The sequence below is a fragment of the Agromyces laixinhei genome, assembly GCF_006337065.1.
Classification (GTDB): domain Bacteria; phylum Actinomycetota; class Actinomycetes; order Actinomycetales; family Microbacteriaceae; genus Agromyces; species Agromyces laixinhei.
This window is the reverse complement of the sequence record NZ_CP040872.1, coordinates 2,122,691-2,144,840: the sequence shown is the minus strand read 5'-3', so window position 1 is coordinate 2,144,840 and position 22,150 is coordinate 2,122,691. Positions and strand designations below refer to the sequence as shown.

The window sequence follows — 22,150 nt, the reverse complement described above, 5'->3', positions numbered from 1 at the left end:
GGAAAGGGAATGCCCAGCTTGATCGTTTAGACAGGAGACGAGCGAAAGGAGTACGCCATGGCGGACAGGAGCCTACGAGGCATGCGCATCGGCGCACAGAGCCTGCAGAGTGAAGATGGCGTGATTTTCGCCGAGCGTGCCGAGTACGTCTACCGCTGCGAGACCTGCAGCCGCGAGACGGTGATGACGTTCTCGACCGAGGCGGAACTGCCCGAGTCGTGGGAGTGCAAGCACTGCGGCGCATCCGCGGTACTGCTCGTCGACTCGAAGCCCGTCGAGATCGATCGCTCGGGCGAGAAGGTCGCTCGCACGCACTGGGACATGCTGCTCGAGCGCCGAACGCGCGCCGAACTCGAAGAGCTGCTCGAGGAGCGACTCAGCTATCTGCGGGCCCGTCGCGGCCAGAAGGTCGGCGCTTAGCCCGCATCCGTTTCGACGGCGGCATCATCGCGCGGGTCACGAGATCGGCGGCGGGCGATGATGCCTGCGGAGATCAGCGCGGCCAGTGAGCCGATCACGACGATGAACGGCACGCTCGGGCCCAGCACGACCGCCAGTGTCAGTCCGTCGCGCAGCTCGACATCGGTGACCATCGCGCCGCGTACATCCGATGGCAGGGCGTCGATCGTGCGACCCGCCGGATCGATCACCTGACTCGTGCCGACGGTCGAGATGTTCACGACCGATCGCCCGGTCTCGATCGCACGAAGACGGGCGATCGCGAGCTGCTGCAGGTTCTCGTCGGTGCCGCGGAAATCGGCGTTGTTCGTCTGGAACATGTAGAGTTGCGCGCCGTCGTGCGCCGCCTCCCAGATGACATCGTCATAGATCACGTCGAAGCAGATCGCGAGCCCCGTGACCGCATCTCCGAGGTCGAACACCGGCGCATTGGTTCCCGGGGTGTACTCGCGCTGCACGAGACCGATCAGGTCGGGCGCGAGCGAGTACCAGAAGTCCCGGTCGGGGATGTACTCGCCGAAGGGAACCGGGTGTCGCTTGTCGTACGTGTCGACGGCGCCCTCCCCCCGCCCGCCACAGCATGGACGTGTTGAAGAACTCGTCGTCTCGAGTCGTCACCGTGTTGAGCACGAGCGGGGCATCCAGTTGCTCGCTCAGCCGATCGAAGGTGCGAGCGACCGCTTCGCTCCGCGTCGGGTCGATGTCGGAGCCGCCCTCGCCAGAGCAGCACGTCGATGCCCGACTCGTCGAGGATGGGCTCGGTCGCGGCGAGCTGCGCGGCGAGCACGTCGCCGGGCTCGCGTTCGTCGAAGTAGCCGGTCGGGCCGTTGCCCTGCACACTCGCGACCCGGAGCTCGCCGGCAGGCGCCGTCTGCCAGGCGGGCACGAGCATGGCGACCACGAGAAGGCCCGTGACCGGCAGCACGGTGAAGGGGCGCCGCCACCCCGAGAGCCGCACCCACTCGATGACGCCCGCCACGAGCGCGACCATCACGAAGCTGAGACCTGTCGAACCGGCCCACGACACGACCTGGGCGAACGGGCTCTCGGACTGGCTGAGCGCGGCCCTCCCCCATGGAAACCCGCCGTAGGGAATGCTGCCGGTGGCGAACTCGCGCACGCACCAGAGGCCAGCGACGATCAGCGGCAGCGCGATGAGCCTGACCCACTGCGAATCGCTCGAACGGGGCAGCCACCGGTACGCGAGTGCGATGAGCACGCCGCCGCCGGCGACGAAGAGCGATTCGAGCGTGGAGAGCGCGAGCCACGGCACGGGGCCGAGGTAGAGCGAGGTCCACGAGACCTGCAGCAGGTAGAACGAGAGCCCGAAGACGAGGCCGACGAGCGCTGCACCCCATGACGAGCGCCCGATGAGGCTGATCAGCGCGAGGGCGATGCCGGCGAACGCGAGCGGCCAGATGCTCGCGCCCGGAAACCCGAGATCATAGGCGAACCCTCCGGCTGCAGCGGCCAGCACGCCGCCCCAGAGCGGCAGCAGGGGGCGATGGGACTTCTCGGGCACCAGATCAGCCTAAGCGACCGCGACGGCCGGTCACGCGAGTGCGCCATAGGCGACGACCCCGCGCCGCACGGCGTCGATCGCGGCCCGCGCGGTCGAGCCGAGCTCTGCATCGGCCACGAGCGACACCTGGTCGAGCAGGTCGACCACCTGCTTCGTGAGGCGCACGAAGTCGCCGGCGGCGAGCTCGGTATCGGCGAGCACAGTGCCGAGACCGGCGCCGCGTGCCCAGGCGTGCATCGCCGAGGCGAGGGCCGGCGAGGGAACGTCGCTCCCCGGCAGCCGATGGTCGCGTTCGAGGTCGTCGAGCACACTCCACGTGTCGGTCGTGCGCTCGAACGCCTCACGGAACCGGCCGCGCGGCAAGCGATAGTCGACGCCGCTGTCGTCACGACGGGGTTCGTACACGAGCGTTGCCGCCATGGCGGCGATGCCGGCCTCGTCGAGCCCGCCCCAGATACCGCGTCGCAGGCACTCCGCCACGAGCAGGTCACGCTCGCCGTAGATGCGCTTCAGGATGCGCCCGGCCGAGGTCGACACGAGGGCGCCGGACGCATCGCGCTCGAGGTAGCCGAGCGACTCGAGCACCTCGGTGACCCGGTCGAACCGCTTGGCCACCTGGCCGGTGCGGGTTCGGATCTGCCGGGAGAGCTGCTCGTGCTCCTGCTTGAGACGCCACCAGCGCTCGGCCCAACGGGCATGCGACTCCCGCTCGGCGCAGCCATGACACGGGTGGGCGCGCATGGCCTTGCGGGCAGACGCGAGTTCACGCTGCATCCGATCGCGTTGCGCGTGGGTGGGGTTGCCCTTCGACGACTGCCGTTCGATCTCGCCGATACGCCGCCTGAGGGCGGCGTACTCGCCGAAGTCGCCGAGGTGGCAGCTCATGGCCTGCTCGAAGCCCGCCATCGACTCCTCCTGCTTGCGCAGGGTGCGAGCGAGGTCGACGACCGCGCGGTCTGCCTGGAACTGTGCGAAGGAGAGCTCGAGGATCTGCCGGGTGCGCTCACGCCCGAACTGGTCGATGAGGTTGACGGCCATGTTGTAGGTCGGCCGGAAGCTCGAGTTCATCGGGTAGCTGCGTCGAGAGGCGAGCGCGGCGACCGCTTCGGGATCGAGCCCGTCGACCCACTGGATGACCGAGTGCCCCTCGACGTCGATGCCGCGTCGGCCCGCCCGGCCCGTCAACTGGGTGTACTCCCCCGGCGTGATGGGCACCCGCGCCTCGCCGTTGAACTTCTCGAGCTTCTCGAGCACCACCGACCGCGCCGGCATGTTGACGCCGAGCGCGAGCGTCTCGGTCGCGAACACGACCTTCAGGAGCTTCAGCTGGAAGAGCTCTTCCACGATCTCCTTGAACGCCGGGAGCATGCCGGCATGGTGCGCGGCGACCCCGCGTTCGAGGCCCTCGAGCCACTCCCAATAGCCGAGCACCGCGAGGTCCTCGTCGCGGAGCATGCGGGCGCGCGCTTCGACGATCTGCCGGATTTCGGCGCGCTCCGCCGACTCGGTGAGACGGATGCCACTGCGCAGCACTTGACGCACGGCCTGGTCGCACCCGGCGCGCGAGAAGATGAACACGATGGCCGGCAGCAGGTTCTTGCCCTGCAGCATCGCGACGACCTCTGGCCGGTCTGCGCGGCCGCTGCCGGCGCGCGCGTCGCGGTGGTAGCGGCCACGGTCGCCGCCTCGTTGCCCGCGAGTCGAGCGGCCTGAGATCGAACGCCCGCCGGCTCGGGCGAGCTGCTTGAGTTCGGGGTTCACGCGATTCGTCGCGGCCTGCCCCGAGGAGTCGAAGAGATCGAGCATCTTCGACTTCACGATGACGTGCTGCTCGAGCGGCACCGGACGCTCCTCGGAGACGATGACATCGGTGTCGCCGCGCACGGCGTGCAGCCAGTCTCCGAACTCCTCGGCGTTCGACACGGTGGCCGACAGGGAGACGAGCCGCACCGCTTCGGGCAGGTGGATGATGACCTCTTCCCACACCGCCCCGCGGAAACGATCGGCGAGGTAGTGCACCTCGTCCATGACCACGTACGCGAGCCGGTCGAGGAGCGGCGAGTCGGCGTACAGCATGTTGCGGAGCACCTCGGTCGTCATCACGACGATGCGCGCGCCTGAGTTCACGTTCGTGTCACCCGTGAGCAGCCCGACCGAGTCTGCGCCCCAGGCGTCGACGAACTCCTGGTACTTCTGGTTCGAGAGCGCCTTGATCGGAGTCGTGTAGAACACCTTCGCGCCGCGCTCCTGCATCGCGAGGAACACCGCGAACTCGGCGACGACCGTCTTTCCTGCACCGGTCGGGGCCGCCACGAGCACGCTGCGGCCCTCATCGAGCGCACCGCACGCGGCGAGCTGGAACGGGTCGAGGTCGAATCGCTGCCCCGCAACGAAGTCGACAAGACGCGGCTGGCGGCGTTGCCGGCGAGAAAGCGAATAACGTTCTGCCGGCGAGAGGCTCATCACCCCTCCAGACTAGACAGGGGCCGACGAACTCCTAGACCGGCTCCCCGAACTCGCGCAGGTTGCGCCGCTCGATTCGTCGATCGTGCAGGTGTGCCAGGAACCAGGCGAGGAAGTACAGCCCGATCATCGGGATCGCGAGCATGAACATCGACACGACGTCGGCAGAGGGGGTCGCGATGGCGGTGAAGAGCACGATCACGAGGATCGCGACCCGCCACGACTTGATGATCGCCGCGGCGCTGAGCACCCCCGCGAAATTCAGCAGCACGATGAAGACCGGCACCACGAACGCGATGCCGATCGCGACGACGAGCTTCAGCACGAAGTCGATGTACTCCTTCGCCGTGAGCAGCGACAGAGAACCTTCGGGAACGAACCCCGTCATGAGCTTCACGATGTTCGGAAGCACGAACCAACCCGCCGCGCAGCCCGCGAAGAACAACGGAATCGCGGTCACGAAGAAGGCGAAGGTGAACCGGCGCTCCTTCTTGTTGAGACCCGGAACGAGGAACGCGAAGATCTGGTAGAGCCAGACCGGGCTCGAGAGCACGATGCCGAGGGTGAACGCGATCTGCAGGTACAGGTCGAATCCACTGGAGATCGTCGGGAAGATGATCGACGTCTCGTTGGCCCGTGCCTCGGCGACGCGCTGCACAGGCTCCTGGATCGCATCCCACACGAACAGGTCGGTCAGCCACCACCCGAGACCGGTGCCGACGACGATCGCGATCGCCGAGATGAACAGGCGCTTGCGGAGTTCGATCAGATGCTGACCGAGCGACATCCGCTTCTCGCGGTCCTTCGCGCCGCGATCTCTCACCGCGGTCATCTTGGTCAGGCGCTCTTGCCGGAATCCGGTCCGTCGGGCTTGGGCGTCTCATCGCCCGGCGCGTCGGGATCGGTCTTGTCGGTGCGAACTTCGGACTTGAGGATCTTCATCGACTGTCCGAGGCTGCGAGCGAGCGCGGGAAGCTTGGGAGCTCCGAAGAGCAACAGGATGACCACGAGGATGATCAGCGCGTGCCAACCAGTGAAGCCTTGCCACATGGGAAGTTCGTCCGTTCGTCGGTGAGGGTGACGTCAGTCTACCTGTCGTCGACGTCGGGCTGCCTCCGCGCGGCATCGGGGGCCGGGGACTCGGCATAGCCGGCGAGACCCGCTGCCGCCCATTCGGCGACCACGGCGCGCGCCTCGGCCGGGGTGACGACCGTGATGAGACCCGGCAGACCCGCGACCAGACGCTTGAGTCCGTGCACGTGCGCGAGACGCAACGTGACCCGCAGCCGCCCGTCGACCTGTTCGGTGCGGGAGTCGGCGAGATAGTCGGCCAACAGCGGGAGCGTCTCGGGCGCCACGTCGACGACCACGTCGAGGTCGGAGTCGGAACTCTGGAAGAGCGTGTCGGGCACCGTGCGGTCGGAATGGTCCTCGACCGGGGCGTCGGAGACGACGAGATCGCTCATGCGGTCGACCCGGAAGTTGCGCACGTCTTCGCGGGTGTGGCAGTACGCCTGCAAGTACCAGTCGGCGTCCTGCGAGAGGATGCGAAGCGGGTCGGCCCTTCGACGGCCGGCGACACCGAGTGCGTTGCGGTAGTCGAACTCGAGTTGGCGCTCGCCCGCGACGGCCTCCCGAATGCGTGCGAGCGAGGCATCCGCGACGGATTCGGCCACAGCCAGCCGGCTGGGCGCTGCGGATGCTCCGGCCGTGAGCTTCGCCATGAGCGCCGCGAGCGAGGCGCTGCCGGCGTTCTCGGGTGAGGCCGAGAGGTACTGCAGGCCGGCGATGAGTGCAGACGCCTCGCGAGCCGACAACCGCGGAGCGTCGTCGATCGCGACGTGGTGCACGATGACGATGACATCGTCTTCTTCGAAGGCGTCCCAGTCGATGTCGAAGAGGTCGTTCGGCTGGTACGTGCCGGTCTCGCCGGGCAGTCCCGACGTCGCGATGAGTCGCACGGCGTGCCTGATCTCGTCTTCGGAGAGCCCGAAGTGGGCCGCTGCCTCATCGACGTCGACCACCCGCTGCTCGAGCAGGTACGGCACGAAGGAGAGGAGGAAGACGAGTTTGTCGGGCGCCTTCAGCTGTTTCGATCTGCCGGCGGTCATCGCTGCTCCTCCCCCGCTGCATCGGTCGCCGAATCACGGTGCACGGCGACCACCGCGCGGAGCCGATCGCGCACTGCGTCGCGCAGCGACTCCGGCGACAGCACCCGCACCTCGGGCCCGTATGAGGCGAGCTCGTCGGCGAACACGGCGGCATCCGTGTAGTGCAGACGGATGACTCCGGCGTCTTCGTCGCCGTCGATGGCGCGCTTGCCGAGCCGAACCTCGGCATCGCTGCCGCCGCTGACCGCGAGATCGGCGACGTTCCGCTCGTGAAGCTGCTGCAGTTCGGCGATGATACGGTCTTGCACGCCGAGCGGCGGCGCTTCGAAGCTCGAGCCGGGCACCGGTATCACCTCGCCGATGATGCGCGAGAGCAGGAACGTGCGGGCGCCCCCGGCATCGTGGTCGTTGGCGTGCAGGTGCCACCGGCCGTCGTGCAGCACCACCGCGAGCGGGTCGACCGTGCGTTCGCGCGGTTCGGCCTCGCCGGGCTTGAAGTACTTGAAGCGCACGGCCTGGCGGCGATCGAGGGCCTGCCGCAGCGGCTCGAACGCGGCATCGCGCACGCGCAGGCGAGGGGCGTAGCCGATCACGGGCTCGCGGGGCTCGATGCCGAGCGAACGGAGCTTCGTGAGTGCCCGCTGGGAGTCGGCCGAGAGCGACGCTTCGCGCCAGACCTCAGCCGCGAGGCCGAGCAGTGCGAGTTCGTCGGGCGTGAAGCGCACCTCGTCGGGCAGATCGTACTGGCCCTTGGGGATGCGGTAGCGCAGCGCCTGGTTGTCGCCCGGGCGATCGGGCGACTCGACGGTCTCGAGCGGGATGCCGAGCTCACGGATGTCGTCTTTGTCGCGCTCGAACTGTCGCTCGAGATTCGCGTTGCGACCCGCGGAATCGAAGCGTTCTGCGTAGCCGCGCACCGTCGAGAGGATTTCGGACTTCAGCAGGCCGGTCTCTGTGGCGAGCAGCGCCAGGACGAGACTGAACAGGCGATCCTCGACGGGGATCTTCGCCTCACCCTTGCTCTCGCCGCTTGCCACAGCTGCGATCTTACTGAACTGCGGCGACGGCGCCGGACGCGCCGGGGTGCTCAGACCACGCCCAGAATGTCGATCACGAAGAACAGCGTCGAGTTCGCAGGGATCGGTCCGCTCGCCTGATCGCCGTAGCCGTCGCTCGGCGGGATCACGACCGCGACCTGAGAGCCGACCTTCTGGCCGACGATCGCCTTCGAGAATCCGGGGATCGCCTGGCTGTCGGCGCCGTCGGAGACGGTCATGATGGTCGGCGCGCCCTTCTCCCAGCTGGAGTCGAACACCTCGCCGTCGGCCCACGTCACCCCCGTGTAGTGCACGACGACCGAATCTCCGGACTCGACGACCTGCCCCGAACCCTCCTTCAGCACCTCGACCTCGGTGGTCTCGAACGGGTCGGACTTCGGCACCGTGATGCCGGGCCGCCCGTCGGGAGCGAGTACCACGGCCGGGAAGCCGTCGCGGGTGAGGCGCACCGCTCCATTGGCACGCGGCAGGAAAGCACGTTGGATGTCGAGCACGAACACGAGGCTCTCGCCGGGGGCGATGCCGAGCTGCTGGTTGCCGTTGGGGCCGAACCCGTCTTTCTCGGGAACGACGGCGGCGACGCGCGAGCCGACCGAGCCGCACGAGAGCGCCTTGGCGAGCCCGGGCAGCGTGGTCTCGGAGCTTGCGAGCGGCACGGGCTCACCGGTGTCGCCGCCGAATCCGGTGACCTGCAGCTCTTCGCCCGTTGCGCCGTTGTACACGGCGAGACCGACGAGGGCCATCTGTCCGGCGGCGAGGTGCTCGTCGTCGCCTGTGATGATCTCGGTGCACTGCGTCTCTTCGGGCGCGAGCGGGGTCGGGAACGTCACGCGTGGCGCTTCGCCGAATTCGCCCTTCACCGTGACGGCGCTGGAGGAGTTGCCGGGTTCCGCTTCCGGAGCGGGCGCCGAGGCGCACCCCGACAACGTCAGGGCGATGATGCCGGCCGTGGCGATGAGCGCGAATGACGAGCGCACTGATCCTCGATTCTTGGGTGAGCGGTGAGGGGCGTTGAAAGCCTACCCGGCCGGACCGGCGGGTTCAGCGGGTTCAGCGGGTTCAGCGGGCTCGGCGCGCGAACGTGTGGCCGCGGCATCCGCCTGCCTGACGCGCTTGCGCAGGCTCTTGTCGCTGACCGAGCGCTCGCCGAGTGCCCCGGGGGTCCACGCCTCGACGTCTTCGTCGCTGAACTCGGTCTTCGACGGGCGACGCTTCAGTTCGGGCAGGATGGTGCCCGGCGCGAGCCGCCGGGCGGTGATGAGGAACCCGGTGTGGGCGATCATGCGATGGTCGGGGCGCACGGCGAGACCCTGCACGTGCCAGCCGCGCACCATCGTCTCGGACGATTGCGGTTCGGTGTACTCCCCGGTGGCACGGATCGCCTCGGCGACCCTCGAGAGCTGGGTGGCGGTGGCGATGTAGCAGAGCAGCACGCCGCCGGGCTTCAGTGCGACCGAGACGGATTCGAGGCACTCCCACGGCGCGAGCATGTCGAGTACGACACGGTCGACGGATGCCTCATCGACCGTCTCGGGCAGCACCTCTGCCAGATCACCGAGCGTGATCGACCAGTTCTCGGGGTCGGCGCCGTGGAAGGTCGCGACGTTGGCGCGCGCGACGCTCGCGAAGTCATCGCGACGCTCGAAGGAGTACAGGCGGCCGGCCGCACCGATCGCCCGGAGCAGCCAGAGCGAGAGCGCACCGGAGCCGACGCCGGCCTCGACCACGCGGGCACCGGGGAAGATGTCGGCCTGCGCGAGGATCTGCGCGGCGTCTTTCGGGTAGACGATCGCGGCACCGCGCGGCATCGACATGACGAAGTCGGTGAGCAGCGGGCGAAGGGCGAGGTACTCGACGCCCGCCTGGTTGGCGACGACGGAGCCGTCGGGCCGGCCGATCAGGTCGTCGTGCGCGAGCAGGCCCTTGTGCGAGTGGAAGTGCGCGCCCGCCTGGAGGGTGATCGTGTGCAGGCGGCCTTTCGGACCGGTCAACTGCACCCGGTCGCCGACGCGGAACGGGCCGCTCTGCTCGCCCCGGCTGAGCGTCATGCGGTCACCTCGCGAGCCGTCAGGAGTGCCGCGACGTCGTCGACGGTCATCCCGTCGAGGGTCGGCCACAGTGCGCCGGCGGGAAGGCCGTCGAGCGGAATGAAGTTGGGCACGGCCAGGGCGATCGCACCGGATGCATGCGCCGAGGCGAGGCCCGTCGGTGAATCCTCGATGGCGACGCAGTCGGCGATGTCGACCCCGAGCTCGGCGGCCGCCGAGAGGTAGGGCTCGGGATGCGGCTTGGCGTTGTCGACGCTGTCACCCGTGACGATGACGTCGAACGCCTCGAACGGAATGGCACCGACGATGTCGTCGGCCATTGAGCGGATCGACATGGTGACGAGGGCGGTGGGCACGGATGCCTCTCGGAGCGCCTGCAACAGCTCGCGGGCGCCCGGTCGCCACGGGACGCCGTGCTCGTCGAGTTGCTCCCGCACGCGAGCCGTGAGGCGGCTCACGATCTCATCGGCGTCGAGATCGACGCCCTTGGCCTGGAAGTAGGCGGCCGCCTCCCAGAGTCCGCTGCCGACGAGCGCGATCGCATCGTCGTGGCCCCACGAGCCCCCGAACGACCCGACGAGTTCCTCTTCAGCGGCCATCCAATAGCGTTCGGTGTCGACGAGGGTGCCGTCCATATCCCAGAGGACTGCGGCGGGGAGGCGAGTGGTCACAGCCGCCAAGTCTACGGGCACGGCCTATTGTGGAGATGAACCCGGAGATCCGGGGCGGAAAGCGGGGCACCAGGAGTGAATCAGCCGGCCGGTTTCGAGGGCGGAAGGCTGCTCGTCGTCGCATTCGAAGGATGGAACGACGCCGGAGAAGCGGCATCCGGAGCTGCGAAGCTCCTCGTCGATCGTCTCGGCCTCGTCGAAGTCGCCGCGGTCGATCCCGAACTCTACTTCGACTACCAGTTCACGCGGCCCACGATCGTGGTCGATGACGACGGGGCACGCCGGCTCGAGTGGCCGGGCGCGGCGATCATGGGCCCGGCCACCGTGCCCGCCGATGACGACACCGCCGATGACCGGGTCACCGGGCCGGGTGCCGACCGCCTGCACGTGCTGCTCGGCGCCGAGCCCGCCCGCAGCTGGAAGGGCTTCGCCGCCGAACTCATCGACGCGGCGCTCGCCGCCGACATCGAGGGCATCGTACTGCTCGGCGCGATGCTCGCCGATGCACCGCACACCCGGCCGCTCTCGGTCTTCGCATCGAGTGAGAACCCCGAGATGCGCTCGGCGCTCGGCGTCGAGCGCTCCAACTACGAGGGACCGGTCGGTATTCTCAGCGTCATCGCCGATCAGGCCGAGCGCGTCGGCATTCCGACGGTCTCGCTGTGGGCATCGGTGCCGCACTACGTGCACAACGCGCCGTCACCGAAGGCGGTGCTGGCACTGCTCGGCAAGGTCGAGGAGCTCACGGGGCTCTCGATCCCCCGCGGCAGCCTCGAGGTCGACGCGAAGGCGTGGGAGGCGGGAGTCGACGCCCTCGCCGCCGAAGACGAGGAGATGGCGGGCTACATCGGGCAGCTCGAGCAGGCGCGCGATGCGGTCGACGCCCCCGAGGCGAGCGGCGAGGCGATCGCGCAGGAGTTCGAGCGCTACCTGCGTCGACGCGGAGAAGAGCCCGGCGGCCGCGCCGACGGCCGTGGCGACGGGCCGCGCTGAGGCGTTCCGTCGGGTGCGTGCCGTTTCAGGCACACCGCTGTTCCGTCACGCGCTCAGCACGCCGGTGCTCAGCAGCACGAGGATCGTTCCGCCGAGGAGCACCCGGTAGATGACGAACGGCAGGAAGCTGTGCTTCGAGATGTAGCTCATGAAGAACGCGATCACGAGCAGCGCGACGACGAATGCGACGAGCGTTGCCGCGGCCGTCTCGATCGGGCCGTACACACCGGGCTCGTCGAGGCTCTTGAAGAGCTGGAAGAAGCCGCTGCCGAAGACCGCCGGGATCGCGAGCAGGAATGCGTACCGCGCCGCGGCCGCACGCTCGTAGCCGAGGAAGAGACCGATGGTGATCGTGCCGCCCGAGCGTGAGACACCGGGAATCAGCGAGAGCGACTGCGCCAGGCCGAAGAAGATGCCGTGCGGCACCGTGAGGTCTTCGAGCTTTCGGCGCTTCGCCCCGGCCCAGTCGGCGAGCCCGAGGATGAGGCCGAACACGATGAGCATCGTGGCGACGATCCAGAGCGAGCGCAGGCTCGTCTCGATCTGGTCCTGGAAGAGCAGGCCGAGCACGACGATCGGCACCGAACCGATGATGATGAGCCAGCCCATGCGGGCATCGGGATCGTTCCGGGCGACCCTGCCCGTGAAGGAGCCGAACCAGTGCGAGACGATGCGCACGATGTCACGCCAGAAGAACACCACGACGGCGGCCTCGGTACCCAGCTGCGTGATCGCGGTGAAGGCGGCGCCCGGGTCCTGCGCTCCAGGAAGGAACTCCCCCAGGATGCGCAGGTGTGCGCTCGAGGAGATCGGCAGGAACTCGGTCAGGCCTTGAACGAGGCCGAGGATGAGCGCTTCGATCACGTGGTGCATCCGCCTTCCGCCTCCGCGGATGCAGGAGGAGTGGGTTCGTTCAGTAGTCGAGGAGGAGGTCGCGCAGAACCTGCCTTCCGAAGACTAGTGCGTCGAGCGGCACCCGTTCGTCAACGCCGTGGAACATCGCAGGGAAGTCCAAGCCTTCGGGCAGCCTCAGCGGCGCGAAGCCGTAGCCGGCGATGCCGAGCCGGCTGAGCGCCTTGTTGTCGGTGCCGCCCGAGAGCAGGTACGGGAAGACCGGGGCACCGGGATCGTGCACGCCGAGCGTGCGCTTCACGGCATCGACGAGCGCTCCGGATGTCGCGGCCTCGAGCCCGACGTCGCGGTGCACGATCTCGACCTCGACCTCGTCGCCGACGAGTGCTCGCACCTCGGCGAGCACCGCCTCCTCTTCGCCGGGCAGGGTGCGGATGTCGACGAGCGCTTCGGCCCGGTCGGGGATGACGTTGTGCTTGTAGCCGGCGGTGAGGAGCGTCGGGTTCGTCGTCGTGCGCAGGGTCGCCGTGATGAAACCCGAGGCCGAGCCCGTGGCCAGGGCGAGTTCGTCGGGCGAGACCTGCTCGGGGTCGACGCCGAGCACTCCCGCGATCTCGCTGAGCAGTTCGCGGGTGGTGTCTGTGAGCCGGACCGGCCACTCGGCGCGCCCGAGGGTCGCGATCGCCTGGGCGAGCTTCGTGATGGCGTTGTCGCGGATGAGCCGCGACCCGTGGGCCGCGGTGCCCTTGGCGACGAGACGGACCCAGAGCAGCGACTTCTCACCGGTCTGCAGCAGGTAGGCACGGCGGCCGCCGACCGTGATGGAGTAGCCGCCGACCTCGCTGATGGCCTCGGCGGCACCGTCGAAGAGCTCGGGATGATGGTCGACGAGCCAGCTCGAGCCGGCTCCTCCCCCGGCCTCCTCGTCGGCGAAGAAGGCGACGACGAGGTCGCGCGCGGGCTGCGACCCCGAGCCGATGATGTCGCCGAGGGCGGTCAGCATCATCGCGTCCATGTCTTTCATGTCGACCGCGCCACGCCCCCAGAGCATGCCGCCCTGCACCTCGCCCGCGAACGGGTCGACGCTCCAATTGCGGGCGTCGGCGGGCACGACGTCGAGGTGACCGTGCACGACGAGGGCGGGCTTGGAGGAGTCGCGGCCGGGCACTCGTGCGACGACGCTCGTGCGTCGCGGCTCGGGTTCGAAGAGCTGCGGCGCGAGCCCGAGCCCCGCCAGGCGGGCCTCGACGTACTCGGCGGCCTCGCGCTCGCCGTTGGCCCTGCCCTCGCCGTAGTTCGAGGTGTCGAATCGGATCAGGTCGCGTGCGACGATCGCCGTCTCCTCGAGCTCGATGTCGGGAGTGATCTCGGTGGAAGACTGGGCCATGCCCTCACGCTAGCCGGGGCATCCGTGGTTGGCCATCATGTCGAAGGCGCCTCTCAAAGCGTGCTAATGTCTTCTCTCGGGCCACCGAGTGATCGGAACGGCCTGACACGAGCGCGGGTGGCGGAAATGGCAGACGCGCTAGCTTGAGGTGCTAGTGCCCTAACGGGCGTGGGGGTTCAAGTCCCCCCTCGCGCACGCTGGTGTCGAGAAGGCCGGATCAGTTTCTGATCCGGCCTTTTCGCTGTTCAGGGGCTCATCCGACGAGCGCCTCGACGCCCATCGGATGTTGCGGACGGTCGGCACGGCCGACTTGCATATTCGAACATGGCTGGGTATCTGCTTAGGTGTAGCCGTCGCCCAATCGTCGCCGTAGAGGGCTGCCTGACCCGCGGGGTGGGTGAGGGGCTGAGCGTAGCGTTTAGTGGCCTTCACCGAGCAGTTATCGGGCGGGGCATACGGGAATCCGGCAGGGCCGGCGTCTCGGTCCTCCCGAGACCGGCTCTCAGCAGCACCGAGGTGGCCGGTGCTCGACCCTCACCGATCTCAGCCGGTGCCCCACCGACTGCCAGGGACCCCACCCATGATCAAGTCATCGGGTGTACTGGCATAGCTCTCGTGCGGCACGGACGCCTTCGGTCAGTGACGTGGCGCTTGTGCTGAGGTTCGCGATGATCTCGTCCATCCGGCGCAGCCCTGCGCGGGCAAGGAGGCGCTTCTCGTTGGTGACCCATTCGCCGCGCTCGGCGAGGACCGCGTGCGCGGTCTGCATCGCCGCGGTCGCCAGGGCGCCAGCGGTCTCCGTCAGCTGGCTGCGGTCGGCATAACCGTTCTGTGCGTAATTCAGAGTGAGGGCGGCGTTCGACCGCCACATGCGTGATGCGGAGTCTCGCAACGGTTCCGGGAACGCCGGGCGCGGGAGTGCGTCGCCGCGCAGCTGTCGGCTCGACGCGAGTTCGGCCAGCAGCAGGTAGCTGGGGATGCCGGCGAGGTGGAACATCAGTGGCTCCCAATGGAACCGGCCCTGCACGGCCTCGGCCAGCTCTCGGTTGACGACCGCCAGGTCGCGGTAGTGGATGTCGACCTTCCGCCCGTCGATCTGAAGCCATGCCCCTCCATTGAAGACGCCTCCGCCCCAGGCTCCGAGCTCAGAGACTTCTCCGGTCCAGCCGACGGCACGGAGATGGTCGGGAGTGAACCCGTCGCGGTAGTAGACGGACAGATCCCAATCGCTGTCCGGGGTGTTCGTCCCCAGCGCACGAGAGCCGCCGAGTGTCACGGCGTGCACGCCCGGCAGGGCTGCGAGGGCATCGGCGATGGCGTCGAGGAAGGCGGTGTCCGATTCGAGCATGAAGTTCGGCTCCTGGTGAGTGAGGTCGGGCGAGAGCGGGCTTGTCAGGAAATGCCGGAGCGGGGGCTCAACGGCATAACTGTGGCGGTTCTCGGGTCCTACTTCACAGGCAGAAGGGTACCGGCTGCACGCCTGCCACGTCCACGACGCACAGAGGAGCGAGTTCTACCACCGCGTGCACTGCGACTTCCTTCACGACGTATATTGCGGCGCCCGCAAGCCGATCCTTGGGTTCGAGCCTGGTTCGCAGTTCGAATATCGCGTGCCGGAACTCGCCGTTCGGATGGAATTCTGCGCCATGCGCCCGCCGGGCTTCACTCAAGCAAATACCCAGAACTTGTGGTCTAGGTATCTGTCTAGGTGAAGTAGGGATTGACTGGCTTTTCATCGGTTCAGACCCTCGTCAACGCCGGTCTCGCGAGCCTAGGTGAAGTAGGGGTTCGAATCGGGGTCGAGGAGATCCTGGAGTGGGTGGGGGTCGGTCTGCACAGCCTGCTGGAGCAGCCGGTAGAAGAGCAGCCCCCGGCTGGTCGCGTCGCGACGATTGAATCGGAACGTGAACTCGTCGAGGTAGTAGGGCAGCTGGTGCTCGGCAACGCCGTAGTGGAGTGTGCCCGTCAGCCACCGCCTCAGGAGAGACGCGGTCAGGTGCACGCCGGGCAGCACTGCGGTCGGGTCGGGGGCGTTGTAGCCGGTGGCGTACTCGTGGGTGTAGCCAAGCTCGCCGAGCCGGCGCATCATCCGGGCGCCGTCGGTGTGGATCGTCGAGCCTTGCGCGACGGTGTTCTGCGCGAACGTGACGAGTCCGAGAGTGCCGGGTCGGTCGGCGAGTCCGAGCCGGATCCGACCGAGCTTGCGGCCCGGGCCGGGCTTTTCGACCGCGACCATTACGACGGCTTTGCCAGAGCTCGCCCCGGCGTGCCCGCCACTGACGCCGCCGACGAAGGTCTCGTCCACTTCGACGACGCCGTGGAGCAGGTCCCGTTCGGGCCGCACCATCGCCCGGCGGAGCTTGTGCATCCACGCCCACGCGGTCTCGTAAGACTTCAAGCCGAGCACCCGCTGCAGGCTCTGTGCGGACATCCCGTTCTTCTGCGACGTGACGAACCAGACCGCCGCGAACCACGTCGACAGCGGGGTCCGCGTCCGATGGAAAATCGTCCCCGCGGTCACCGATGTGCGCCGCGAGCAGCCACTGCACATCCACAGGCCAACGCCGGTGAGCCAGAACTCGCGACCCTTGCATTCCGGGCAGACGAACCCGTCCGGCCAGCGCAACCGTGCGAGGTACGCCAGGCACGCCGCATCATCCGGGAACCACTCGCGGAGCTCTTGGAACGTCCGCGGATAGTCGACACCACCCACCGGATGCGCAGACTCGGCCATGAGTCCAAGCCTACTTCAGTTAGACAGATACCTAGAACATGTGTTCGAAACTATGAGGGTGACGATGACCGCTCCCCTCACCCCCGCCGAAGTGCCGGCGCGGGTCGAAGAACTGCAGGCCCGCATTCGGGGCATGCAGGCGACGCGGCTCGATTCGAAGACCGTGCCCACGCATCCGGCCTTCGAGCAGGTACTGCCCGGCGGCGGCAGCCTCCGCGAGGGCACGATCGTCTCGGTCGAGGGGTCGACGACCCTGCTCATGGCGCTTCTGGCCGGCCCCTCGGCGAGCGGGCGCTGGGTCGCGGTCGCCGGCATGCCCGAGTTCGGCGTCGAGGCCGCCTCGCGGTTCGGCATCGACCTCGAACGGCTCGCGCTCGTGCCCGACCCCGGGCGGCAATGGCTCACCGTGGTCGCGGCACTCGCCGACGTCATTCCGGTGGTCGCGGTGCGCCCGGTCGGTCAGGTCTCCCCCGCCGAGGCGTCGCGGTTGACCGCACGGCTCCGGCAGCGCGGCACCGTGCTGCTCGTGGCCGGTCGGTGGCCGGGCAGCGACGCGAGCGTCGGCGTCGAGGCGAGCCAGTGGCACGGGCTCGAACTCGGGCACGGGCACCTCAGCGACCGCGATGTCGTCGTCTCGGCCGGCGGTCGCGGTGAGTTCGGCCGTCGCGGCCGCTCCCGGCTCCAGTTGCCTGGGCGCTCCCTCGAGTTCCGGGTCGCTGCCGATGAAGCGGTTCCCCAGGGCGCATCGGCGCCCCTGAACGCGCCGGTACGACTCGACGAGTACGTGCGGCGGGCCGTCTGATGGCCGTCGACCCGGTACACGTCGACCCCACCCGCACGATCGTGCTCTGGTGCCCCGACTGGCCCGTGTTCGCGGCGTGCCGCGAATCGGGCCTCGACCCGGCCGCACCCGTCGCCCTCACCGAGGGCGGCCAGATCTTCGCCTGCTCGGCCGCGGCTCGCAGCGACGGCGTGGTTCGCGGGCTGAAGCTCCGCGAAGCGCAGTACCGCTCCCCCGCACTCACCCTGCTCGACTACGACGCCTCGCTCGACGTGCGCGTCTTCGAGCCGGTCGTGCGGCGGGTCGAAGAGACGGTGCCCGGTGTGCAGCTCGTCCGCCCCGGCACGCTCGCCATGCGGGCGCGGGGTCCGGCCCGCTACTACGGCGGTGAAGATGCCGCGGCACGCGCCCTGCTCGGCACCGTCGCCGCACTCGGGGTGATCGGGGCGCGGGTCGGAGTCGCCGACGGGCCGTTCGCCGCCGAGCAGGCGGCCCGGGCGATCGGAGCTGCGGGTATCGCCGACGCTGCGGGCGAGTCGCCGGTGGGCATCGTCGAGCCCGGGGCATCCGCTGCGTTCATCGCCCCGCTGCCGGTGGGACTCGTCGTCGATGCCCGTACCCGAACCCTGCTGAACCGCCTCGGGGTGCACACCCTCGGCGAGTTCGCGGCCCTGCCCGAGGCCGACGTGCGCCGCCGATTCGGCGCGGCGGGCGCCTTCGCGCACGATCGGGCGGCCGGGCGCGAGCAGGCGAGGGTGCTCGCACGCACCCCGCCGCCCGAGTTCGAGGTCGCGCAGGAGTTCGAACCGCCGCTCGACCGCATCGACCAGCTCGCCTTCGCCTTCCGGGTGCATGCCTCCGAGTTCATCGAGCGCATGCGGGCGAAGCGGCTCGTGTGCACCGGCATCCGCATCGAGATCGACGACGAAGCAGGCGGGCACTCGAGCCGCGGCTGGTTGCACCCGCGCTGGTTCACCCCCGCCGACGTCGTCGATCGCGTGCGTTGGCAGCTGCAGGGCACAGGCACCGCCGACAGGGCGCTCACCTCGCCGATCGTGCGACTGCGCGTCGTGCCCGAGCGCATCGACTCCACCGGCAACCATGAAGAGGGGCTCTGGGGCGGCGGGCCCGACGAGCGCGTGCATCACGGGCTCACCCGGGTGCAGAGCATGCTCGGCCACGACGCGGTCGTCACTGCGGTGATCGGCGGCGGGCGAATGCTCGCCGACCGGCAGGTGCTCGTGCCCTGGGGTGATCGGGCTCCCGAACGCGGCGACGAGAGCGCGCCGTGGCCCGGCAGCCTGCCCGCGCTCGCCCCGGCGAGCGTGTTCCGCGAGCGCCGGCCGGTCGGGCTGCTCGACGCCGGCGGTGCCGTCGTCACGATCGACGCCCGCGGTGCGATCTCGGCGAAGCCCGAACGTTTCGCGCTCGCGGGCGCCGCCCCCACGCCCGTGCGGGCCTGGGCGGGCCCTTGGCCGGTCGTCGAACGCTGGTGGGACGCCGAGCACGCGAGGCGCGTGCACCGCTTCCAGATCGTCGACGACGAGGGCTGCGCGTGGCTCCTCGTGCGCGACGACGAAGGCTGGTGGGCAGAGGCGAGGTACGACTGATGGCGGGGCGGGGCTGATGGGCTGGAACAATCCGGGCATCCCGTGGTCGGAACTCGAACGCAAGCTCTCCGACGAGCGCCGGCCGGGTGCGCCCGGCGCGCCGAAGACCATCGGCGACGGCGGCGACTCGCCCGCGTGGAGCCGGAAGCGCCATCCGTACCGCCCGTCGGCGGGACTCGTGGCCCCGACCGGGCCGATCGTGCCCTACGCCGAGCTGCACGCGCACTCGAACTTCAGCTTCCTCGACGGTGCGTCCTCGCCCGAACAGCTCGTCGAGGAGGCGCAGCGCCTCGGGCTCACCGGGCTCGCCGTCACCGACCACGACGGCTTCTACGGCATCGTGCACTTCGCCGAGGCCGCAGAGAGCTTTCCCCAACTGCAGACGGTCTTCGGCGCCGAACTCTCACTCGGACTGCAGGGCCCGCAGAACGGCTTCGCCGATCCCGAGGGCGAGCACCTCCTCGTGCTCGCCCGGCGCGAGGCGGGTTACCACCGGCTGGCCGGTGCGATCACCGCCGGCCAGCTCGCGGGCGGCGAGAAGGGGCGACCGGTGTACGCCATCGAAGAGCTCGCCGAACGGGCCGACGGCGAGTGGGTCGTGCCGACCGGGTGCCGCAAGGGCGCCGTGCGCCGTGCGCTCGCCGAGGGCGGGGCGCATGCGGCTGCACGGGAGCTCGACCGTCTCACGGCGCTCTTCGGCCGCGAGAACGTCGTCGTCGAGCTCTTCGACCACGGGCATCCGTTCGACCAGCAGGCGAACGACGTGCTCGCCGGGCTCGCCGAGCACGCCGGCCTGCCGCTCCTCGCAACGAACGCCGTGCATTACGCCACACCGCCCGAGCACCGTCTCGCCGCTGCCCTCGCCGCGGTGCGGGCCCGCCGCAGCCTCGACGAGCTCGACGGATGGTTGCCGGCATCCGATCAGCTGCATCTGCGCAGCGGTGCCGAGATGGCCGCCCGGTTCGCCCGCTACCCGGGCGCCGTCGCCCGCTCGGTGGCACTCGCCGATGAACTCGCCTTCACCCTGCGCAGCGCCCGCCCGAAGTTGCCCAAGCAAGAGGTGCCGGCGGGGCACACGCCGATGAGCTGGCTGCGGGTGCTCGTCTGGCAGGGGGCTGAGGAGCTCTACCCCGGCGTGCCGCAGCATGTGCGCGAACGACTCGAACGCGAGCTCGACGTCATCGAGCTGAAGGACTTCCCGGGCTACTTCCTGATCGTCCACGACATCGTGGCCGAGGCTCGGCGTCGCGGCATCCTGTGCCAGGGTCGTGGCTCGGCGGCGAACTCGGCGGTCTGCTACGCACTGCGCATCACCGCGGTCGACTCGATCGGATACCGGCTGCCCTTCGAGCGGTTCCTCTCGGCGCTGCGTGATGAGGAGCCCGATATCGATGTCGACTTCGACTCCGATCGCCGGGAGGAGATCATCCAGTACGTCTACGCGAAGTACGGCCGCCAGAATGCGGCGCAGGTCGCGAACGTCATCAGCTACCGGCCGAAGGTCGCGGTGCGCGACATGGCGAAGGCGCTCGGCTACTCCACCGGTCAGCAAGACGCCTGGTCGCGGCAGGTCGAGCGCTGGGGCGCCGTCGTCGAGACCGACGACCACGACATCCCCGACGCCGTCGTCGAGCTCGCTGGGCAGGTCCTCACCTTTCCGCGTCACCTCGGCATCCACTCGGGCGGCATGGTGCTCACCGATCGGCCCGTCGGCGAGGTGGTGCCGATCGAGCACGCTCGCAAAGAACAGCGCACCGTGGTGCAGTGGGACAAAGACGACTGCGCATGGATGGGTCTCGTGAAGTTCGACCTGCTCGGCCTCGGCATGCTCGCTGCCCTGCAGTACACCTTCGACCTCGTACGCGAGTCGACGGGCGAGGTGTGGGAACTCGCGAGCCTGCCGAAAGAGGAGGCGGCGGTCTACGACATGCTCTGCCGTGCCGACTCGATCGGCGTGTTCCAGGTCGAGAGCCGGGCGCAGATGGGCACGCTCCCCCGACTGAAGCCCCGGTGCTTCTACGACCTCGTCGTCGAGATCGCGCTCATCCGCCCCGGCCCGGTGCAGGGCGGTGCGGTGCATCCGTACATCCGCCGGCGCACCGGCGAAGAGGCCGTCAGCTACCTGCATCCGAAGCTCGAACCGGTGCTCGAACGCACGCTCGGCGTGCCGCTCTTCCAAGAACAGCTCATGCAGATGGCGGTCGCGGTCGGCGACTGCAGTGCCGCCGACGCCGATCTGCTGCGACGGGCAATGGGCTCCAAGCGCGGCATCGAGAAGATCGAGCGGCTGAAGGCGAAGCTCTACACGGGCATGGCCGGCAACTGCATCACGGGCGAAGTGGCCGACTCGATCTACGAGAAGATCGAGGCCTTCGCGAACTTCGGCTTCGCCGAGAGCCATGCACTCAGCTTCGGGCTGCTCGTCTATGCGAGCTCGTGGCTGAAACTGCACTACCCGGCGGCGTTCCTCGCGGCGCTGCTCCGTGCCCAGCCCATGGGGTTCTACTCGCCGCAGACGCTCACCGCCGATGCGCGGCGACATGGGGTGGAAGTACTGCGACCCGACATCCTGCGGTCGGGAGTGCACGCGGGCCTCGAGGCCGCAGACGACGCAGGTGCCGGCTCGGGCCACGATGACGGATGCCGCGCGCCCACCGGCCTCGCGACGTGCGCCGACCCCGTGCAACCGCCCGTCGGCCCCTTCGATCGCCGCGAACCCGACCGAGGGGCCGAGCATCGCCGTGACGGCGCGTTCGCGGTGCGGCTCGGGCTCGCCGAGGTCTCCTCCATCGGCCGGGCCGTCGCCGAACGACTCGTCGCCGAACGCGAGGCCCACGGGCCGTACCGCGACATGGCCGACGTCTCGCGCCGCGGAGCGCTCGATGCCGCCCAGCTCGAGGCGCTCGCCGCGGCGGGCGCGTTCGACGGCTTCGGGCTCGAACGGCGCGAGGCGCTCTGGATGGCGGGTGAGGCAGCGCTCGACCGCGAGGAGTACCTCGCGGGGTCGGTCGTGGTCGTGCAGCCGCCGCTGCTGCCGATGCTGAGCCCGGCCGAGCAGGTCGTCTACGACCTCTGGGCCACGGGCATCTCGCCCGACGACCACCCGATCCGGCATGTGCGCGAACGGCTCGACGAGCGCGGGGTCATCCGCATCGACCTGCTGCAGCAGGCGGAGTCGGGGCGGCGCATCGAAGTGGGCGGGGTGGTCACGCACCGGCAACGGCCCGCGACGGCGAGCGGCATCACCTTCCTCAACCTCGAAGACGAATCCGGCACGTTGAACGTCATTGCGGGCGTCGGGGTCTGGAACCGCTATCGCCGCATCGCTCGCGAGGCTCCGGCGATGATCGTGCGGGGCATGCTCGAACGCTCGCACGAGGGAGTCACCAATCTCGTCGCCGATCGATTCGAGCCCCTCACCGTGTCGGCGCCGCACCGATCGCGCGACTTCCGCTGACGTC

19 protein-coding genes and 1 tRNA gene are annotated in these 22,150 nt (G+C 69.1%); 6 read left to right on the top strand and 14 right to left on the bottom strand.

What is annotated here, in order from left to right:
• The first annotated feature begins 57 nt into the window (after window positions 1–57).
• The gene (locus tag FHG54_RS10095) at window positions 58–420 is read left to right on the top strand and encodes an RNA polymerase-binding protein RbpA (protein WP_139417155.1); all 363 of its coding nucleotides are present in this window, start codon (window positions 58–60) and stop codon (window positions 418–420) included.
• Here FHG54_RS10095 and FHG54_RS17055 read toward each other — a convergent pair.
• From FHG54_RS17055 to FHG54_RS10050, 10 genes are read right to left on the bottom strand one after another with little or no spacing between them, the layout of a single operon-like run.
• On the bottom strand, window positions 417–968 hold the full coding sequence (locus tag FHG54_RS17055; RefSeq protein WP_338025701.1) for a nitrilase-related carbon-nitrogen hydrolase: 552 nt from the start codon (window positions 966–968) through the stop codon (window positions 417–419). The genes FHG54_RS10095 and FHG54_RS17055 overlap by 4 nt on opposite strands.
• A complete protein-coding gene (locus tag FHG54_RS10090; RefSeq protein WP_338025678.1) occupies window positions 926–1,981 on the bottom strand; it encodes a hypothetical protein in 1,056 nt (351 codons plus the stop codon). Before FHG54_RS10090 ends, FHG54_RS17055 begins: the two co-directional genes overlap by 43 nt.
• A 30-nt stretch (window positions 1,982–2,011) precedes the next feature.
• Window positions 2,012–4,444: a DEAD/DEAH box helicase gene (locus FHG54_RS10085; protein ID WP_139417154.1), complete on the bottom strand. Its 2,433-nt coding sequence runs from the start codon at window positions 4,442–4,444 to the stop codon at window positions 2,012–2,014.
• 34 nt (window positions 4,445–4,478) lie between these two features.
• Window positions 4,479–5,231, bottom strand: a complete 753-nt coding sequence (tatC, locus tag FHG54_RS10080) for a twin-arginine translocase subunit TatC (RefSeq protein WP_139418401.1) — start codon at window positions 5,229–5,231, stop codon at window positions 4,479–4,481.
• A 50-nt stretch (window positions 5,232–5,281) separates the two neighbouring features.
• A complete protein-coding gene (tatA, locus tag FHG54_RS10075; RefSeq protein ID WP_139417153.1) occupies window positions 5,282–5,494 on the bottom strand; it encodes a twin-arginine translocase TatA/TatE family subunit in 213 nt (70 codons plus the stop codon).
• Between the two features lie 38 nt (window positions 5,495–5,532).
• The gene (locus FHG54_RS10070) at window positions 5,533–6,555 is read right to left on the bottom strand and encodes a helix-turn-helix transcriptional regulator (RefSeq protein ID WP_139417152.1); all 1,023 of its coding nucleotides are present in this window, start codon (window positions 6,553–6,555) and stop codon (window positions 5,533–5,535) included.
• The gene (locus FHG54_RS10065) at window positions 6,552–7,592 is read right to left on the bottom strand and encodes a helix-turn-helix transcriptional regulator (RefSeq protein WP_233437747.1); all 1,041 of its coding nucleotides are present in this window, start codon (window positions 7,590–7,592) and stop codon (window positions 6,552–6,554) included. Before FHG54_RS10065 ends, FHG54_RS10070 begins: the two co-directional genes overlap by 4 nt.
• A 50-nt stretch (window positions 7,593–7,642) precedes the next feature.
• The gene (locus FHG54_RS10060) at window positions 7,643–8,590 is read right to left on the bottom strand and encodes an FKBP-type peptidyl-prolyl cis-trans isomerase (RefSeq protein WP_139417151.1); all 948 of its coding nucleotides are present in this window, start codon (window positions 8,588–8,590) and stop codon (window positions 7,643–7,645) included.
• Between the two features lie 42 nt (window positions 8,591–8,632).
• The gene (locus FHG54_RS10055) at window positions 8,633–9,661 is read right to left on the bottom strand and encodes a tRNA (adenine-N1)-methyltransferase (RefSeq protein WP_139417150.1); all 1,029 of its coding nucleotides are present in this window, start codon (window positions 9,659–9,661) and stop codon (window positions 8,633–8,635) included.
• Window positions 9,658–10,332: an HAD family hydrolase gene (locus FHG54_RS10050; protein WP_233437746.1), complete on the bottom strand. Its 675-nt coding sequence runs from the start codon at window positions 10,330–10,332 to the stop codon at window positions 9,658–9,660. Before FHG54_RS10050 ends, FHG54_RS10055 begins: the two co-directional genes overlap by 4 nt.
• A gap of 75 nt (window positions 10,333–10,407) precedes the next feature.
• On the opposite strand from FHG54_RS10050, the gene FHG54_RS10045 reads away from it, so the two are divergent.
• Window positions 10,408–11,325 carry a PAC2 family protein gene (locus FHG54_RS10045; protein WP_232333784.1) on the top strand — a complete coding sequence of 306 codons (918 nt, stop codon included), beginning with the start codon at window positions 10,408–10,410 and terminating at the stop codon, window positions 11,323–11,325.
• 45 nt (window positions 11,326–11,370) lie between these two features.
• Here FHG54_RS10045 and FHG54_RS10040 read toward each other — a convergent pair whose 3' ends face one another.
• Complete coding sequence (locus FHG54_RS10040) at window positions 11,371–12,198, bottom strand: undecaprenyl-diphosphate phosphatase (protein ID WP_139417149.1); 828 nt, start codon at window positions 12,196–12,198, stop codon at window positions 11,371–11,373.
• Between the two features lie 40 nt (window positions 12,199–12,238).
• Entirely contained in the window at window positions 12,239–13,564 is a 1,326-nt protein-coding gene (locus FHG54_RS10035; RefSeq protein ID WP_139417148.1) for a M20/M25/M40 family metallo-hydrolase, read from the bottom strand.
• Window positions 13,565–13,675: 111 nt separating this feature from the next.
• Here FHG54_RS10035 and FHG54_RS10030 point away from each other — a divergent pair.
• Window positions 13,676–13,759, top strand: a tRNA-Leu gene (locus FHG54_RS10030).
• A gap of 394 nt (window positions 13,760–14,153) precedes the next feature.
• On the opposite strand, the gene FHG54_RS10025 is transcribed toward FHG54_RS10030, so the two are convergent.
• Both FHG54_RS10025 and FHG54_RS10020 read right to left on the bottom strand, forming a co-directional pair.
• Window positions 14,154–14,912, bottom strand: a complete 759-nt coding sequence (locus FHG54_RS10025; protein ID WP_139417147.1) for a nucleotidyltransferase domain-containing protein — start codon at window positions 14,910–14,912, stop codon at window positions 14,154–14,156.
• A 423-nt stretch (window positions 14,913–15,335) separates the two neighbouring features.
• On the bottom strand, window positions 15,336–16,277 hold the full coding sequence (locus FHG54_RS10020; protein ID WP_232333792.1) for an IS1595 family transposase: 942 nt from the start codon (window positions 16,275–16,277) through the stop codon (window positions 15,336–15,338).
• An 85-nt stretch (window positions 16,278–16,362) separates the two neighbouring features.
• On the opposite strand from FHG54_RS10020, the gene FHG54_RS10015 reads away from it, so the two are divergent.
• From FHG54_RS10015 to FHG54_RS10005, 3 genes are read left to right on the top strand one after another with little or no spacing between them, the layout of a single operon-like run.
• Window positions 16,363–17,100, top strand: coding sequence for a hypothetical protein (locus FHG54_RS10015; protein WP_139417145.1), 738 nt, complete (start codon window positions 16,363–16,365; stop codon window positions 17,098–17,100).
• Window positions 17,100–18,689, top strand: coding sequence for a DNA polymerase Y family protein (locus FHG54_RS10010; RefSeq protein ID WP_139417144.1), 1,590 nt, complete (start codon window positions 17,100–17,102; stop codon window positions 18,687–18,689). Before FHG54_RS10015 ends, FHG54_RS10010 begins: the two co-directional genes overlap by 1 nt.
• 16 nt (window positions 18,690–18,705) lie before the next feature.
• Entirely contained in the window at window positions 18,706–22,146 is a 3,441-nt protein-coding gene (locus FHG54_RS10005; protein WP_139417143.1) for an error-prone DNA polymerase, read from the top strand.
• Window positions 22,147–22,150: the final 4 nt, after the last annotated feature.